This is a genomic window from Streptomyces sp. BE20, assembly GCF_036322525.1.
GTDB lineage: Bacteria > Actinomycetota > Actinomycetes > Streptomycetales > Streptomycetaceae > Kitasatospora.
The window spans coordinates 69,745-85,099 of the sequence record NZ_JAQYWW010001014.1; the positions used below are offsets into that span (position 1 = coordinate 69,745).

At 73.4% G+C, this 15,355-nt stretch carries 12 protein-coding genes; 7 read left to right on the forward strand and 5 right to left on the reverse strand.

Going from position 1 to position 15,355, the window contains the following annotated elements:
- Nucleotides 1-48: 48 nt before the first annotated feature.
- Together PUR61_RS26590 and PUR61_RS26595 are read right to left on the reverse strand one after the other, a co-directional pair.
- A complete protein-coding gene (locus tag PUR61_RS26590) occupies nt 49-918 on the reverse strand; it encodes a hypothetical protein (protein WP_329881934.1) in 870 nt (289 codons plus the stop codon).
- Between the two features lie 188 nt (nt 919-1,106).
- A complete protein-coding gene (locus PUR61_RS26595) occupies nt 1,107-1,706 on the reverse strand; it encodes a nucleotidyltransferase family protein (RefSeq protein WP_329881935.1) in 600 nt (199 codons plus the stop codon).
- 146 nt (nt 1,707-1,852) lie between these two features.
- On the opposite strand from PUR61_RS26595, the gene moaA reads away from it, so the two are divergent.
- From moaA to PUR61_RS26610, 3 genes are all read left to right on the forward strand, one after another.
- Complete coding sequence (gene moaA / locus PUR61_RS26600) at nt 1,853-2,926, forward strand: GTP 3',8-cyclase MoaA (protein ID WP_329881936.1); 1,074 nt, start codon at nt 1,853-1,855, stop codon at nt 2,924-2,926.
- A gap of 203 nt (nt 2,927-3,129) precedes the next feature.
- The gene (locus PUR61_RS26605) at nt 3,130-3,909 is read left to right on the forward strand and encodes an HNH endonuclease family protein (protein ID WP_443035239.1); all 780 of its coding nucleotides are present in this window, start codon (nt 3,130-3,132) and stop codon (nt 3,907-3,909) included.
- Between the two features lie 217 nt (nt 3,910-4,126).
- Entirely contained in the window at nt 4,127-5,761 is a 1,635-nt protein-coding gene (locus PUR61_RS26610; RefSeq protein ID WP_329881950.1) for an alpha/beta hydrolase, read from the forward strand.
- Between the two features lie 113 nt (nt 5,762-5,874).
- Here PUR61_RS26610 and PUR61_RS26615 read toward each other — a convergent pair whose 3' ends face one another.
- Together PUR61_RS26615 and PUR61_RS26620 are read right to left on the reverse strand one after the other, a co-directional pair.
- Nucleotides 5,875-8,553 (reverse strand): ArnT family glycosyltransferase, encoded by a 2,679-nt coding sequence (locus PUR61_RS26615; RefSeq protein WP_329881937.1) that lies wholly within the window; start codon nt 8,551-8,553, stop codon nt 5,875-5,877.
- Between the two features lie 124 nt (nt 8,554-8,677).
- On the reverse strand, nt 8,678-9,784 hold the full coding sequence (locus PUR61_RS26620) for an alpha/beta hydrolase (protein ID WP_329881938.1): 1,107 nt from the start codon (nt 9,782-9,784) through the stop codon (nt 8,678-8,680).
- Between the two features lie 201 nt (nt 9,785-9,985).
- On the opposite strand from PUR61_RS26620, the gene PUR61_RS26625 reads away from it, so the two are divergent.
- The gene (locus tag PUR61_RS26625) at nt 9,986-10,951 is read left to right on the forward strand and encodes a hypothetical protein (protein ID WP_329881939.1); all 966 of its coding nucleotides are present in this window, start codon (nt 9,986-9,988) and stop codon (nt 10,949-10,951) included.
- Nucleotides 10,952-11,142: 191 nt separating this feature from the next.
- On the opposite strand, the gene PUR61_RS26630 is transcribed toward PUR61_RS26625, so the two are convergent.
- Complete coding sequence (locus PUR61_RS26630) at nt 11,143-11,778, reverse strand: TetR/AcrR family transcriptional regulator (RefSeq protein ID WP_329881940.1); 636 nt, start codon at nt 11,776-11,778, stop codon at nt 11,143-11,145.
- Between the two features lie 327 nt (nt 11,779-12,105).
- On the opposite strand from PUR61_RS26630, the gene PUR61_RS26635 reads away from it, so the two are divergent.
- From PUR61_RS26635 to PUR61_RS26645, 3 genes are all read left to right on the forward strand, one after another.
- The gene (locus PUR61_RS26635) at nt 12,106-12,918 is read left to right on the forward strand and encodes a hypothetical protein (RefSeq protein WP_329881941.1); all 813 of its coding nucleotides are present in this window, start codon (nt 12,106-12,108) and stop codon (nt 12,916-12,918) included.
- Nucleotides 12,919-13,107: 189 nt separating this feature from the next.
- Nucleotides 13,108-13,530, forward strand: coding sequence for a hypothetical protein (locus PUR61_RS26640; protein ID WP_329881942.1), 423 nt, complete (start codon nt 13,108-13,110; stop codon nt 13,528-13,530).
- 277 nt (nt 13,531-13,807) lie between these two features.
- On the forward strand, nt 13,808-15,355 hold a 1,548-nt coding region (locus tag PUR61_RS26645; protein ID WP_329881943.1), incomplete at its 3' end, for a putative Ig domain-containing protein.

The following is a 15,355-nucleotide window of genomic DNA, read 5'->3' on the forward strand; positions in this document are numbered from 1 at the left end:
TTTTCGTCTAAACGATCAGCGGTCGGCGGGTCGGGTCCGAACGGGGGCTCAGGACGTCCAGCCGGTCTCCATCAGGGCCTCGGCGGCGCCGTTGGCGGGCTGCGGCACCCCCGCCAGGTCCAGGCTGAACAGGGCCACCAGCAGCTGCTCCCCGCGCACCGTGGCCTGGTGCGAATAGCCCGCAAGAGTGAACATCGCGGCGGCCATCTCCTCGGCGTGCAGAGTTTGCAGCCAGAGGCACTCCACCGACTTCACGTCCGCCGGTTCGGTCCAGGTGTCCACCTGGGCAACCATCCGGCTGCCCAGCAGCGTCACCCCGTCGCGCTCCTGAGCCTCGGTCAGCTCCAGGTCGTCGAAGCCCAGCCACTCCAGGTAGCGGGCGGCGGTGAACACCGCGTCCTGCGAGGTCCGCACCGGGTGCGGACGGAACGGCGCCCGCCGCCGCCACGGCGTGGCGGGGCCGCTCGCCCCTGCGGTCGGCGCCGGGGCGGGCGGCGCGTCCAGAGGCTGGGTCGGCCGCGCCGGGTACGGGTGGGAGGCGCGGGGTCCGGCGGCGGCGCCCAGCGGCCCGGTGGACGCGCCGCCGCCCAGCCGGGTGGTGCGGTCCACCGGGAGCCGGACGGTGGCCCCGCAGTTGCAGGTGAACTCGGGCTGCGGCCACTGGTCGGAACGGCCGCAGTGCGGGCAGCGCATGTTCAGCCAGGAGTCCTCCCAGGACCGGAACCGCACCTGCACCGGCACGCCCCCGCGCAGCAGCGGCACCTTCAGCGAGGCTCCGCACGGGCAGGGCAGCGACGGCGGCTCGTACAGGTGCTCGCGCCGGCAGGCGGGGCAGCGGATCGCCCGGGCGCCACCCCCGGTCCCCGGCCCGCGGCCGGCCGGGTCGTGTCCGGTGAAGTCGTCGGGCAGTCCGGCCATCGCGGGCACCGTCCGTTCGAATCGGGGAGGAGGGACGGGTCCCATGCTCCCCGAAACCCGCGGACCGCGGCGCGGAATGAGGCAATCCTCAGGGAGGAATCAGGGGTGTGCGCTCGATTCCTCGGCGGGGAGGAGGAGGGCGGTTCCACCCCGGAGGGGGATCCGTTCGAGGAACAGCGGTACCCGCGTCACCCCGCACCCCAACGGGCGAGGTCGGCAGGCGTGTCCAGGTCGTCCGGAGTGGCGGCATCGGCGCACTCGACCAGCGTGATCTCCTCGGCGTGCGCCGCCAGCAGAGCCCGCGCGCCTGCGTCCCCGACCGCCCCCGCCGTTACCTCGGCGAAGTACCGGGCCCCGATCAGCACCGGGTGCCCCCGCCGCCCGCCGTACGCCGCCGCGGCCAGCTCCGCGCCCGCCCGGTGGGCCGCCAGCAGCCGGGCCACGGCCGCCGCGCCCACCCCCGGCGTGTCCACCAGCATCACCAGCACGGCCCGGGTCGGCGACGGCAGCGCGGCCATCCCGGCCCGCAGTGAGGAGCCCATGCCGGATTCCCAGTCCGGGTTGGCCACCAGCCGGCAGCCCGGAAGGTGCGCCGTCGACCGGACCCGCTCCCCGGCCGCGCCCAGCACCACCGTCACCTCCCGGCAGCCGCCGGCCCGTACCGCCGCCACCGCGTGCTCCACCAGCGGCCGTCCTCGGTACGGGACCAGTGCCTTCGGCCGCCCGCCCAACCGTCGCCCGCCGCCCGCCGCCAGGACCAGCGCGGTGACCGCGTCCTCGTTCTGCATGCGTCCAGCCTGCCTGTCCGGCAGGGCGGCCCGCAGCCCCGGCGGGTGACCCTTGGACGAAGCCACAACCGGGGCGGGTGCCGGGCGCGGGCGGCCCGGCGGTTCGGCCGCTGGAGTTTCCGCGCCGACCCCCCTGTACTGGGCCGATGAACTCCGCACCGCGCCCGCTGGTGGACCGCTTCGGCCGGGTCCACACCGACCTGCGGGTCTCCCTCACCGACCGCTGCAACCTGCGCTGCACCTACTGCATGCCGGCCGAGGGCCTCGCCTGGCTGCCCGGGGCCGAGCTGCTCGGTGACGACGAGGTGGTCCGGCTGGTGCGGATCGCGGTGCGCCGGCTCGGGATCGGGTCCGTCCGCCTCACCGGCGGCGAACCGCTCCTCCGGCGCGGCCTGCCCGGCCTGGTCCGGCGGATCGCCGCGCTCGGACCCGAGGTGTCCCTGACCACCAACGGCATCGGACTGGCCCGCACCGCCGCGGAGCTGAAGTCCGCCGGGCTGCACCGGGTCAACGTCAGCCTGGACACCCTGCGGCCCGAGCGGTACGCCGCGATCACCCGCCGCGACCGGATCGCCGACGTGTTCGCGGGCCTGGCCGCCGCGCGGGACGCCGGCCTCGCCCCGGTCAAGGTCAACGCGGTGCCGGTGCGCGGCGTCAACGACGACGAACTCGTCCCGCTGGTGGAGTTCGCCGCCGAGCACGGCTACCGGATGCGGTTCATCGAGTCCATGCCGTTGGACGCCCAGGGCGCCTGGGACCGGGCCCGGATGGTCACCGCCGACGAGATCCTGGCCGCGCTCGGTGCCCGTTGGGAGCTGCTGCCGACCGGTCGGGCCGCCGGGGCGGAGGGGACGGGGCCCGCCGGGTCCGGTCGGCGCGGCACCCCGCCGGCGGAGGAGTGGCGGATCGCCGGGACGGACACCGTGGTCGGTGTGATCGCCTCGGTGACACGGCCGTTCTGCGGCGGCTGCGACCGCGTCCGGCTCACCGCCGACGGACAGTTGCGCAACTGCCTCTTCGCCACCGAGGAGTCGGACCTGCGCGCACTGCTCCGCGACGGGGACGGCGGCGGTCACGGGGACGGCGGCGGGGACGACGAAGGGGACGCCCGCATCGAGGCCGCCTGGCGCGCCGCGATCGCCGGGAAGGGGCCGGGCCACGCCATCGGCGCCGCCGGGTTCGTCCGGCCGGCGCGCCCGATGTCGGCGATCGGCGGCTGAGCGGCACCGGCCCGGCCGGCGGGCTCGGCCGTGTCGACGGTGCGGGCGTCGCCTGCGTGGTCCGCACCGGCTCATCCGGGCGCGACCTTCCGGATGTGACCTTCGACATGATCGAAATGCTCCGTGTTGTGCCCCCTTGACCGGGTGTGGGGCGGCTGGTCTGCTGGTGCGCCGTCAGTCGCCCGCCACCTGGGGAGTCCTCCGTGCCCGCCCGTCGCACCGCTCTGTCCGCCGCCACCGTCTTCCTGATATCCGCCCTGGCGCTGACCGGCTGCTCCGGCGCCGGGAAGCGGGCCGCCGACGCGGCCTCCGCGGGGGCCGGCTCCCCCGGGGCGGCGGGCGCCGCCGGCCCGGGCACCAGCCCGCTGCAGAACCCCGACGGCACCAAGCCCGGTCTGGGACCGCTGACTTCGCCCGAGGAACTGAGCGCCGGCCGGGAGCTGATAGCCAGGGTGGCCACCGCCAGGACCGGCTCGAAGGACGGCTACGACCGCAACGAGTTCGGCCCGGCCTGGACCGACAACGTGGACGGCGTCCCCGGCGGCCACAACAAGTGCGACACCCGCAACGACCTGCTGGCCCGGGACGGCACGGCGGTCGAGCGCAAGGACGGGTCCTCCTGCGTGGTCACCTCGATGACCATCCACGACCCGTACACCGGAAGGACGGTGCAGTGGTCCAAGCAGCAGGCCTCGAAGATACAGATCGACCACGTGATGCCGCTCTCCTACGACTGGCAGATGGGTGCGGCCACGTGGGACAAGGCCAAGCGGGTGCAGATCGCCAACGACCCGCTCAACCTGATCCCTGCCGACGGCTCGCAGAACGCCTCGAAGGGCGACTCCGGCCCGTCCGCCTGGCTGCCCGCCGCGCCGGAGATCCGGTGCGCGTACGCGGTGCGGTTCGCGCAGGTGTCGTTGAAGTACCGGCTGCCCGTCACGGAGGCGGACAAGACCGCCATGCTGCAACAGTGCGGCGGATGACGGGAGCTGACGAGCCGTGGCCGTTCGGTCGGTTGGTCGGGCGGCGGCCCGGTCGGGCGGGAGAGTGGGCGGGTGCGTGACCGCTGAGCGGCAGGTGCGTGGCCGAGGAAACGATTCCTCTTGGTTCGCCGGACTTTGTCCCAGTGCCACGGACGCCGGGGGTGGGGGCGAGATGATCAGTGTGATGACCTGATGATATTCGTGTGCGGTGCACTCGATGATCACCCGGTTCTCCCGCGGCGCCCTTCCCACCGTCGCCGTAGCCGCCCTGCTGGCAGGCTGCACCAGTTCGGCCGGATCCACCGACGCGGCCTCCGGCACGCCGTCCCCCGTCGTGACCGCGACGCCGACCCCGGCGGACACCCCCAGCCCCACGCCGACCCCGGCCCCGACCCCGACGGTCAAGCCCACGGGCCAGGCGGATCCGGCACTCCAGCCGTTCTACGGTCAGCAACTCGGCTGGGCGGCCTGCAAGGACGACCCGAAGACCGACAAGCTCGACGAGTCGGCGGTGCAGTGCGCCACCCTCAAGGTGCCGCTCGACTACGCCAACCCGGCGGGCGACACCATCGACGTCGGGATCGTCCGCAGCCCCGCCGGCAAGCCGGACCAGCGGATCGGCTCCGTCCTCGTCAACCCCGGCGGTCCGGGCGGCTCCGGCGTCGGCTTCCTCCAGCGCAACCCCCAGCAGTTCCAGGGCGCCGTGGGCGACCGCTACGACACCGTCAGCTTCGACCCGCGCGGCGTCGGCCTCACCGCCCCGGTGAACTGCCTCGACGACAAGGCCCGCGACGGCTGGGTCACCACCGACGCGCTCGGCGTCGACCACGGCAAGGTCCTCGCCGACGCGTGCCAGGCCAAGTACGGCAAGGTGCTGCCCTTCCTCGGCACCCGCAACACCGTCCGCGACATGGACGTGCTGCGCGGTGTGCTCGGCGACCAGAAGCTGACCTACTTCGGTCTCTCCTACGGCACGTACGTCGGCGCCCTCTACGCCGAGGAGTTCCCGGACCGCGTCGGCCGGCTCGTCCTCGACGGCGCCGTGGACCCGTCCATGCCGCTGCTCCAGCACAACATCGCCCAGTACGCGGCCTTCGAACGCTCCTTCAAGGACTTCTCCACGGCCTGCGCGAAGAAGGACCAGTGCCCGATGGGCAAGGACCCGGCCAAGGCGGCCGAGAAGCTCGCCGACTTCCTCGACGGCCTCAAGCAGAAGCCGCTCACCACGGCGAGCGGGCGGACTCTCACCGCCAACGCGGCCTGGGTCGGCATCATCGACGGCCTCTACGGCGGCCAGCCGAGCTGGGACTCCCTGCGCAACGACATCGGCTGGGCGATGCTCCGCGGCAAGGGCGACTACCTGCTCGCCCGCGCCGACAGTTCCAACCGTCGCGACAAGGACGGGCACTACATCGTCTCCGCCGACGCCTACACCGCGATCCACTGCGCCGACGGTGCGACCAACGTCGCCGCCGGCGCCGAGCTGGAGGCCGCGTACGCCGACCTGGCCGCCAAGGCCCCGCTGATCACCCGGCACGAGCCGGACACGGCGCTGTTCGACCCCGACTGCCGGACCTGGGCCTTCCGTTCGGCCGAGAAGGCGCACCCGATCGCCTCGAAGAGCGCGTCCACCATCGTCGTGGTCGGCTCCACGGGCGACGCGGCCACGCCGTACGCCTCGGCAGAGAAGCTCGCCGCCCAGCTGGGCAACGCCGTCCTCCTGACCCGCGACGGCGACGGGCACACCGGCTACGGCTGGAGTGCGTGCATCCGCACCTCGGTGGACGCCTTCCTGCTCGACGGCACGGTGCCCGCCGCCGGGACGCGTTGCGCGACCGACACCGCGGGATGACCTGATCCGACGCGCGCGAGGGGCGCGTCACGGCGGCTCGGGATCCGAGTGCCGTGGCGCGCCCCTGCTGTGTCGTGCTCGGTGCCCGCGGGCGCCTTCCGGTGCCCGGTCGGTCAGGAGGTGGGCGGCTGGGTGAGGTCGTAGAAGGTCGAGCCGCCGACCGTCCGGGCGGTGTAGTGGCTGGTGACCCAGCTCTCGATCTGTGCGGTCGGCGAATCCGCCGATCCGGGGCCGCTCGGGGCCGCGATGCCCGCGGTCGGGGCGCCGGGGCCACTGCCGTTGGCGTCCGTGCCGTCGGGCGAAGTGCCGTCAGGTGTCGTGCCGTCGGGCGTGGTGCCGTTCGGGGCCTGGGCGCCTGCGCCGTCCGTGCCGCCTGCGCCCGCGCCGTCCGCGCCCGTACCACCTGCGCCCGTGCCGACCGTCCGGCCCGGGCCGCCGCTGCCGGCGATGAACCAGTGCACCTTGCCCTCCTTCACGTACTGCTGGAAGGCGCTCAGCGTGAGCGACGGGTCGGTGCTGTTGAAGCCGCCGAGCGCCATCACCGGTACCCCGGAAGCCAGTTGGTAGCTGGCGGCGTTCTGCGAGCCGCTGGTCGCGGCGGCCCAGCGGTAGCGGTCGGCGTCCTGCTTCAGCAGGGCGGCGGCCTCGTCGCTCACCTTGGCACCGTTGAGCAGCCCGCCCATGCCGCCGGGGCCGCCCATGACGCCGTAGACCGACTGGCCGCCGCCCGGCAGGCCGCCGGTGCCCTGGCCGCCGCCCGGCCGGTTGCCCCGGCCGCCCTGCGGCGGGGTGCCCGGACCCCCGCCCTGGCCGCCGCCCTGCGGGGGAGCGACCTGCTGGCCGTTGATCCAGAACATTCCCTCGCCGTCCGGCCCGCCACCGGGCCCGCGTCGCATCGCGCCCGGTCCGAACCCGCCCGCGACCGCCGGGCCGGCCGTCACGATCGAGCCGGTGTGCGCGGTGTTGACGGTGTCCACCGCGTACGCCGCCGGACCGCCCAGCGCCGCCGCGGCACCCGCCAGACCGGCCACGGTGGTCAGCCGCCCGGCGAGCCGGTGGCCCTGGCGCCCGTTCCTCGGAGCGCCGTTCACGCCGTTCACACCGTGCGCGTCGTCCGCCCCGGGACCGCCGTCGCCGTGCGCGCCGCCGCCTTGTGCGTCCGGCGCGCCCTGTCCGCCCCGGGCGCTCTCATGCGGTGCGAGCCGGGCGGCCAGCGGCCCGGCCGCCGCCAGCGCGACCGCCGACACCAGCCCGCCGACCAGCACCGTCCAGCGCAGCCAGGGCAGGAAGTCGGAGCTCCGCCCGAGCAGGACGAACGCCCAGGACACCGTGACCGCCAGCGTCCCGGCCAGGACGGCCGCGTACGGCAGCCGGTGCCGCGCCCGCCAGAGCCCGTCCACGCCCATGCCGACCAGGGCCGCGACCGCCGGGGCCAGCGCCACCGTGTAGTACTCGTGGAAGATCCCCGACATGAAGCTGAAGGTCAGCGCCGTGCAGACCAGCCAGCCGCCCCAGACCAGGAAGGCCGACCGCGCGGTGTCCGTCCGGGCGTACCGGCGGGTCGCCCAGAGGCCGAACAGCAGCAGGACGAGCGCGGCCGGCATCAGCCAGGCGATCTGCCCGCCGATGTTGCCGTCGAACATCCGGGTGATGCCGGTCTCGCCCCAGCCGCCCCCGCCGCGCACGGTCGGAGCGCCCCCGGCGGGCGCCTCCATCCCGGCCGGGAAGCGGACCCGGTTGCCGCCGCCGACGCTGCCGGTCTCGTTGCCGTTGAGCCGGCCGAGGCCGTTGTAGCCGAAGGTGAGGGAGAGGAAGCTGTTGTCCTGCGAACCTCCGACGTACGGGCGGGCCGAGGCCGGTACCAGCTCGACCACCGCCACCCACCAGCCGCCCGCGACCACCATCGCCAGCCCGCCGGCCAGCAACTGCCGGACCCGCCGCCAGAGTCCGGTGGGCGCCACCACCAGGTAGACCACCGCGAAGCCGGGGAGCACCAGGAACGCCTGCAGGGTCTTGGTGAGGAACGCCAGCCCGAACATCGCCCCGGTGAACACCAGCCACCGGGTGCTCGCGGTCTCCGTCGCCCGCACCAGCCCGTACGCGGCCAGGGTGAGCAGCAGCACCAGCAGGGCGTCCGGGTTGTTGAAGCGGAACATCAGCGCCGCCACCGGGGTCAGGGCCAGGGCGACGCCGGCCAGGAGCCCGGCCGACGGGGAGAAGCGGCGGCGCACCGTCGCGTACAGGGTGGCGACGGTCGCGACGGCCATCAGCGCCTGCGGGGCCAGCACCGACCAGGAGGAGAGCCCGAAGACACGGGCCGAGAGCGCCATCGGCCAGAGCGCCAGCGGCGGCTTGTCGACGGTGATGAAGTTCCCGGCGTCCGAGGAGCCGTAGAAGAAGGCCTTCCAGCTCTCGCTGCCGGCCTGCACGGCGGCCGAGTAGAAGGCGTTGGCCCAGCCCGAGGCGGACAGGCCCCAGAGGTAGAGGACGGCGGTCGCGGCCAGCAGCGCGAGCAGGGCGGGCCGGACCCAGCGCGGGTCCTCCGCGCGCCCGCGCCAGGTCCGGGCCGGCAGGGTCCGCAGGCGGTGGGCCCAGGATGCCGGGCCCTTCGGGCCGACGGGCGGCAGCGGGAACTCGGGGTAGAGCGGGGGCTCGGCGGGCCGCGCCTGCGGGACGTCGGCGGCGGGGCCGGCCGGCCCCGCCGGTCCGGCGGGCGGAAGCTGCGGCGGCGGGTAGTTCGCGGCCTCCGGCCAGGGTTCGCCGGCCGGCGGGGAGAAGCTGGTCGTGGTCATGGGCGCTACGTTCGGGCGCCCGGCTGAGAGAAGGGTGAGACGAGGGTGTGAGCCGCCTGTGATCCTCGCGGGATCACTCGTTCGGGCGGTCCGTGCGCGGTGCGCCCGCGCCGTCCGCTACGCCCTAGGCGGGCTGGGGCATCGTCAGGTGCTTGCCCAGCCACTCCAGGGCGGGCGGGATCTCCCTGGTCCAGGTGTGGAAGTTGTGCCCGCCGGTGTCCAGGGTGATGGTGGAGAGCTTGGTCGGCGCCTTGAAGGAGTCGACCATCGCCTGGGTGCCCTCGTAGTTGTTCTCGTCGTAGCTGGTGGCGAGCAGCAGGGCGACGGGCTCGGCGGGCTTGTTCTTCAGCCGCCAGACGAGGTCGTTCTCCTGCTTCAACCGGTCGTTGCCGCCGAACAGGTCGCCGGTGGTCTCGTCGATCGGCGCGGTGTAGTAGCCGGAGAGCGAGATCGCCGCCCGGTAGGCGTCGGGCTTGCGCAGCGCGAACTTGAGCGCGCAGTAGCCGCCGGTCGAGTTGCCGATCACCGCGCGGTTGGCCGGGTCGGTGCCGATCCGGTAGTTGCCGGCCAGGGCCTTCGGCAGGTCGCTGGTGAAGAAGGTCTCCACCTGCGGGCCGCCGGGTACGTCCATGCACTCGGTGTCCCGGTTGCCGACCAGCGTCGGGCGCATCAGCACCAGGACGGTCGGCGGCAGCTTCTTCTCCTCGATCGCGGTGAGGGCGGACGCCGGGTACTGCATCAGCGTGATGAGCTTCTCCGCCGAGCCGGGGTAGCCGGCCAGCACCAGGGCCATCGGGAACCTCTGCTGCGCGTACTCCGGCTGGAAGTACTGCGGCGGCAGGTAGACGTAGGCGTCGCTGCTCAGGCCGCTCGCGGTTCCCCTGACGGCGACCTCCTGGATCAGCCCGGAGCGGTCGCGGGCCGAGCCCTGCGCCGAGTACATGCTCTTCTCGCCGGTGACCGAGAGGGACGCGGCGGCGTTCGGCTGGTGGTCGACGACCGTGCCGGGCTTGCCGTTGGTGCCCAGCAGGTCGCTCCAGGAGCTGTAGAAGCCGAAGTAGCCGTTGGCGATCAGCCCCATGGCCGCCAGGACCGTGACCTGGGTGGCGAGGAACGCCCCGATCCGCCCCGACCAGGCCCTGAGGCCGTTCCCGCCGAATCTCGGCCAGAGCCACATCGTGGCGGCGAAGACGCCGATCGCGACGACGGAGGCGATGATCTGGAGGGGCATTCCCGTGAGGCTCAACACGAGCCGATCGTAGTTGACCCGGAGGTCCGGCCCGCGCGCCCCCTGTGCGCTCCCTGTGAGATTCTGTGCGCCGCCTGTGCGCCCTGTTGACCGCGTCTCATCGGGTCGGGATCATGTGCGCGGGGATTGCAGAGTGCACGGAGCGTGCACGAGAGAGCACCGAGAGAATTCCGGGGGAGCGGCATGAGGTCCGTGACCAAGATCGGCCTGGCGGTCGGTACCGCATTGCTGCTGACGGCCTGTTCCGGCGGCAGCTCGAAGAGCTCCGGCAGTTCGGACGCCGCGGGAGGCCGCACCGAGAGCTCCCGGTCCGCCACTCCCACTCCCACGCCGACCCCCACGCCGACGCCGACTCCCACCAAGCCCCCGTACGGCCCGGTGCTGGCCGGCTACATCGACCCGGTCAACGCCGCCCTGGCCAAGCTCAACCCCGCCGGGAGCCTCGACGCCTTCGCCCTCTCGCTCCAGGAGGCGGCCACCGCGGCCAACTCCGCCAGCAGCGGGCTGGGCCTGTCCGGCGAGCCGGACACCGTCACCACCGTCCGGCGCCAGCTGGTGACCGCGCTCTCCCAGCTGTCCACGGACCTGACGAAGGTGCGCACCGACATCAAGGGGAAGGGCGTCTGCACCACGACCTCGGCCTTCGCCTCGGTCGGCCTCTCCGAGGGCCTCAAGGGGGTGCCCGCCGCGCTCGCCCAGATGACCGCCGCGGGCTACCCGACGACCTTCAACGTCCCGCAGACCCCGCAGCTGCAGGCCCGCTCGCTCGACAACGGCACCATGATCCGCAAGGGCCGCCTGCGCGGCGAGGGCGGGCTTGAGGTCGACAACACGGGTGGCAGCTCCGACTCGGTCGTGACGCTCTCCCAGAACACCAAGGCGGTCCACTCGCTGTACGTCGGCAAGGGGAAGAAGGCGTCGATCGACGGCATCGAGGACGGCACCTACGAGGTCTTCTTCTCCGACGGCGTCGACTGGGACACCTCGCTGAAGATGTTCACCCAGAACTGCTCCTACACGAAGTTCGACGACACGCTGTCCTACGAGACCGGCCGGACGGCCACCACGTGGTCGATCACGCTGACCGCGAAGGTCGGCGGGAACGCCAAGACCAGCGACGTGGACGAGGAGACCTTCCCGCAGCCGTGACCGGGGCTGCCCTCCGCCGGGCCGGCGGAGGGCGCTTCCCCTTCCGGCGTGCTCGGCCGCTCCGCTGCCCGGGCGACTGCCTCCGGTCTGCCCGCCGATCCGTTGTCCGTCTGCCCGGCGGGCTGCCCTCCCACGATCCCGCCCTCCTGGTCTCCCGTCCTCTTGTCTTCCTGCCCCTGCCTCCCCGCCCGTCAGGGGGCGAAGGTCGGGAGCAGGGTGCGGGCCACCGTTTCGACCGGCGGGACGAAGCGGTCGGCGTCGTCGCCCAGCAGGTAGTGGTAGAGCGCGCGCTGGTGAGCGGCGCCGATCAGGAGCAGTGCGCCGGTGACCGGGTCGAGTCCGGCGGCGAGGCGTCCGGCCGCCTGGTGGACGCGCAGCGCGTCGCCGACCGGTCGTAGTGCGAGGTGCGGTCCGATCTCGCCGCCGTGCGCCACGAGGAGGTCGCGCAGGGTGCGGCCGGACTGCATGGCGCCGAGGATCGGCATGATCCGGCGGTAGAAGTCCTCCAGCCCGGTGAGCATGGCGGCGAGGTCGGCCTGGAGGTCCGGGTCGCCGGCCGGGCCGCCGTCCGCCGGCGGCGCGGGCCGTTCGCCGAGGACGGCGGTGGTGTCGGCGAACACCGGCAGGTACTGTCCGATGACGGCCTGGATCAAGCCGCGCCGGTCGCCGAAGTGGTAGAAGATGCTCGACTCCGCGACGCCCGCGCGGTGCGCGATCTCCTTGGTGGACAGCGCCAGCCCGGCGTCCCCGAGCATCTCTCCGGCGGCCCTGAGCACCGCTTCCCGCGCCCCCGTCGAGGGGCGGCCCCGTCTCGCTGCCTGCGCCACTGCGGCTCCTCCGATGGTCGTCGGCCCGTCCTGGCCGAAGTCTCTTGCGAGCGATGACTCGGCTCGGGGAGAGGTTAATTAAATGATGAATCACTGGTGGGATCGACACGGCAGGTAGTCCGACTCGAAAGGGTTCGTCCACGATCCCGCCGGCGCCCTCGCGGACCCGGGACCTCCGCGCGCACCCACGAGCACCCGCTCCCCGGTGCCTCGCCGGGGCCTCCCCGGCGCCCCGTCGGCGCGGCCGGGCGTGCCGGCCGTCGAGCCGCGCGGCGGCGCCCGCCGGGGCACAACTCCGTTGTCGGTGGCGTGTGCCAGACTCCGCGCATGGCCCTCGAACCGCTCTCCTCCCTCACCCTTGCCGCCTGGCGCCGGCTCGACCTCGCCACCGCCACCCGCCTGGCCGCCCGCGCGGCCGACGTGGTGGGCGGTCGACCGGAGCAGGTCGAGACGGTCGAACATCTGGGCGCGCCGCTGCACCGGGTGCTGGTCGAGCGCGGGGAGCGGCTGTTCGCGCTGGTGCCGGGTGGCCGGGTCACGGTCGGGTTCGACCTGGCGGCGTGGCAGCCGTCGGCCGAACTCCTCGACTGTTACCGGGAGGAGAGCGTCAGTCAGGGCTTCGGTCTCGACGACGACCTCCGGCTCCATCTCGCCCGGTACCTCAGCCCGCACCGGACCGTGACCGTGCCGACGCTGCTGATGGCTGTCGAGGACGAGGACCTCGTCGAGCCGCTCGCCGACACCCCGGCGGCACTGGCCGCGGAAGGGCTGCGGCTCCCGCACCCCGACGAGTGGGAGCACGCGTGCGGCGCCGGCGCCGGGACGCTCTTCCGCTGGGGCGACGAGTTCCCGCTCGACCGGGGCCCGTACCAGGACGACACCGGCCCGCACACCGGGCCGAACGCCTTCGGGCTGCGGATCGCCTACGACACCTACCGGTCCGAGATCACCAGCGACCCGGGCGCGATCCACGGCGGCGACGGCGGCGAGTCGGTCTGCGGCGGGTACGGCATCGTCCTGGAGTGGCTGCCCCTCGCCACGGCCAACCGGAACACGGAGCTGGCCGCGCTCGTGTACGGGCCGGACGACACGGGCATGGGTGACGAGCTCTCGACCCGGCCGGTCCTCGACCTGCGCTGAGCGTGGCCGGGCCGCCGGCCCCGGCTGCTCCCGGCTCGTCGTCGAACCGCGGGGCGGGCCACCGCGGCCCGGCGCGGCACGGCCCGGCCGTCGGCCGGTGTCGAGTGCCGACCGGTGCCGAGTGCCGTCGCCGACCTCGATCGTGGCGATGCGGCGGACACGCGGTCCGGGTTTTGCTTCACTGGGAGGGTGAGCGTACTCACCGACCTGGCGCTCACCGGCGCCGTGGCCCTCGCGGCCGGATGGATCGTCGAGCGCAGGCATCTCGCGCGCGCCCGGAAGCTCGCCGGGGGCGCGACCGCCCGAGTGATGTGCATGGTCAGGAACCCTCGTCAGGAGGGGCGTTGGCGCACCGGTCGGCTGCTGATCGGGCCGGACGGGGTGGTCTGGAGGCCGGTCCGCGGGCGAGCCGGCGCGAGGCCGCTGCCGACGGGACTGCGGAAGGTCGGGATGCGGCGGACGACCTGGCGCGAACGGGTCCGGATCCGATCCGACGCGGTGGTCGTCGAGTTCGCGTCCGAGGGCGGTGAGCGCGGCGAGGGCGCCGCCCTGGAGGTGGCGCTGATGCCGTATGACGTGGCTCACGTGGTGACGGCTCTGACGGGGGAGTGAATTCCGAGGCCGGGCTGTCGGCCTGATCGCCGGCCCCGGTCGTCGGTGGCGATCGGTGGCGATCGGCCGGAGCGGGCCGGATCGGGGCCTCGCGGTGTCCGGAGCGGGGCGGGCGGTGCGCCTGCGGGCGCTTCCGGGTGCCTCCCCACGCCCCTGGGCGGATCCGGGCGGACGAATTCCGTACGCATGGTTGACCGATTGAAGTGGGCATGGCACTTTCGTGCGGCGCGGGCGTCCGCAACCGGTCGTACGCCCCGCATCCCCCACAAGGAGAGCCATGTTCAAGAGACTTGCCGCCGCGTCCGCCGCGGGCGCAGTCGTCGCAGGGGTTCTGACCTGCGTCACTGCCACCCCCGCGCAGGCGGTACAGGCCGGTGACCTGACGTCCACCATCGCACTGAGCAACTGCTCCGCCTCGCTCGTGCGTTACCCCTCCTCGGTGGACACCGACCGCGCCCTCATGCTCACCAACGGCCACTGCCTGCCGACCATGCCGACGGCGGGCCAGGTCATCCAGAACCAGAGCGCCAGCCGCAGCGGCACGCTCCTCAACGCGTCGGGCGGCTCGCTCGGCACCGTGCAGGCGGACAGGATCCTGTACGCGACGATGACCGGCACGGACGTCGCCCTGTACCAACTCACCGACACCTTCGGGTCGATCACCTCCAAGTTCGGTGCGACGGCGCTGACCGTCAGCGACACGCACCCGGTCGACGGCTCGGCGATGTTCATACCGTCCTCGTACTGGAAGCAGACCTGGAACTGCTCCATCAACGGGTTCGTCGGGACGCTGCGCGAGGACGAGTGGACCTGGCGCGACTCGATCCGCTACAGCTCCGGCTGCAACACCACGCACGGCACCTCCGGTTCGCCGATCGTCGACGCCGCGACCAAGAAGGTCGTCGGCATCAACAACACCGGCAACGACGACGGCCAGATGTGCACCATCAACAACCCCTGCGAGGTGGCGGCCGACGGCACCACCAAGGCCGTCAAGGGCCAGAGCTACGGGCAGGAGACCTACTGGTTCACCACCTGCCTCGGCACCGGGCGGGTCATCGACCTCAACGTCAGCGGGTGCCTGCTGACCAAGCCCGCGGGCAGCGGCACCGTCTCGGTGGCCAACCCGGGCAACCAGTCCACGGCGGTGGGCGGTTCGGCGAACCTGCAGATCCAGGCGAGCGGCGGATCCACCCCCTACACCTACACCGCCACCGGTCTGCCGGCCGGCCTGTCGATCAACGCCTCCACCGGCGTGATCAGCGGCACCGCGACGACGGCGGGCACGTACAACGTGACCGTGACGGCGAAGGACTCGGCGAACAAGACCGGCAGCACCGCCTTCGGCTGGACCGTCAACGGCGGTGGCGGCACCTGCACCCCGGCGCAGCTGCTCGGCAACGCGGGCTTCGAGACCGGCACCGCCGCACCCTGGACCACCTCCAGCGGCGTCGTCGACAAGTCGGCCTCGCAGGCCCCGCACGGCGGCACCTGGAAGGCGTGGCTGAACGGCTACGGCTCCACCCGCACCGACACGCTCTCCCAGACGGTGACCGTCCCGGCCGGCTGCAGGGCCACGCTGAGCTTCTACCTGCACATCGACACCGGTGAGTCCGGCTCGACCGCCTACGACAAGCTGACGGTCTCGGCGAACGGTACGGCGCTGAAGACGTACTCGAACGCCGACGCGGCCTCCGGCTACCAGCTGCGCACCTTCGACCTCTCGGCCTACGCGGGCCAGTCGGTGACGATCAAGTTCACCGGCACCGAGGACGCCTCGCTGCAGACCAGCTTCGTGATCGACGACACCGCGATCGCCACGAGC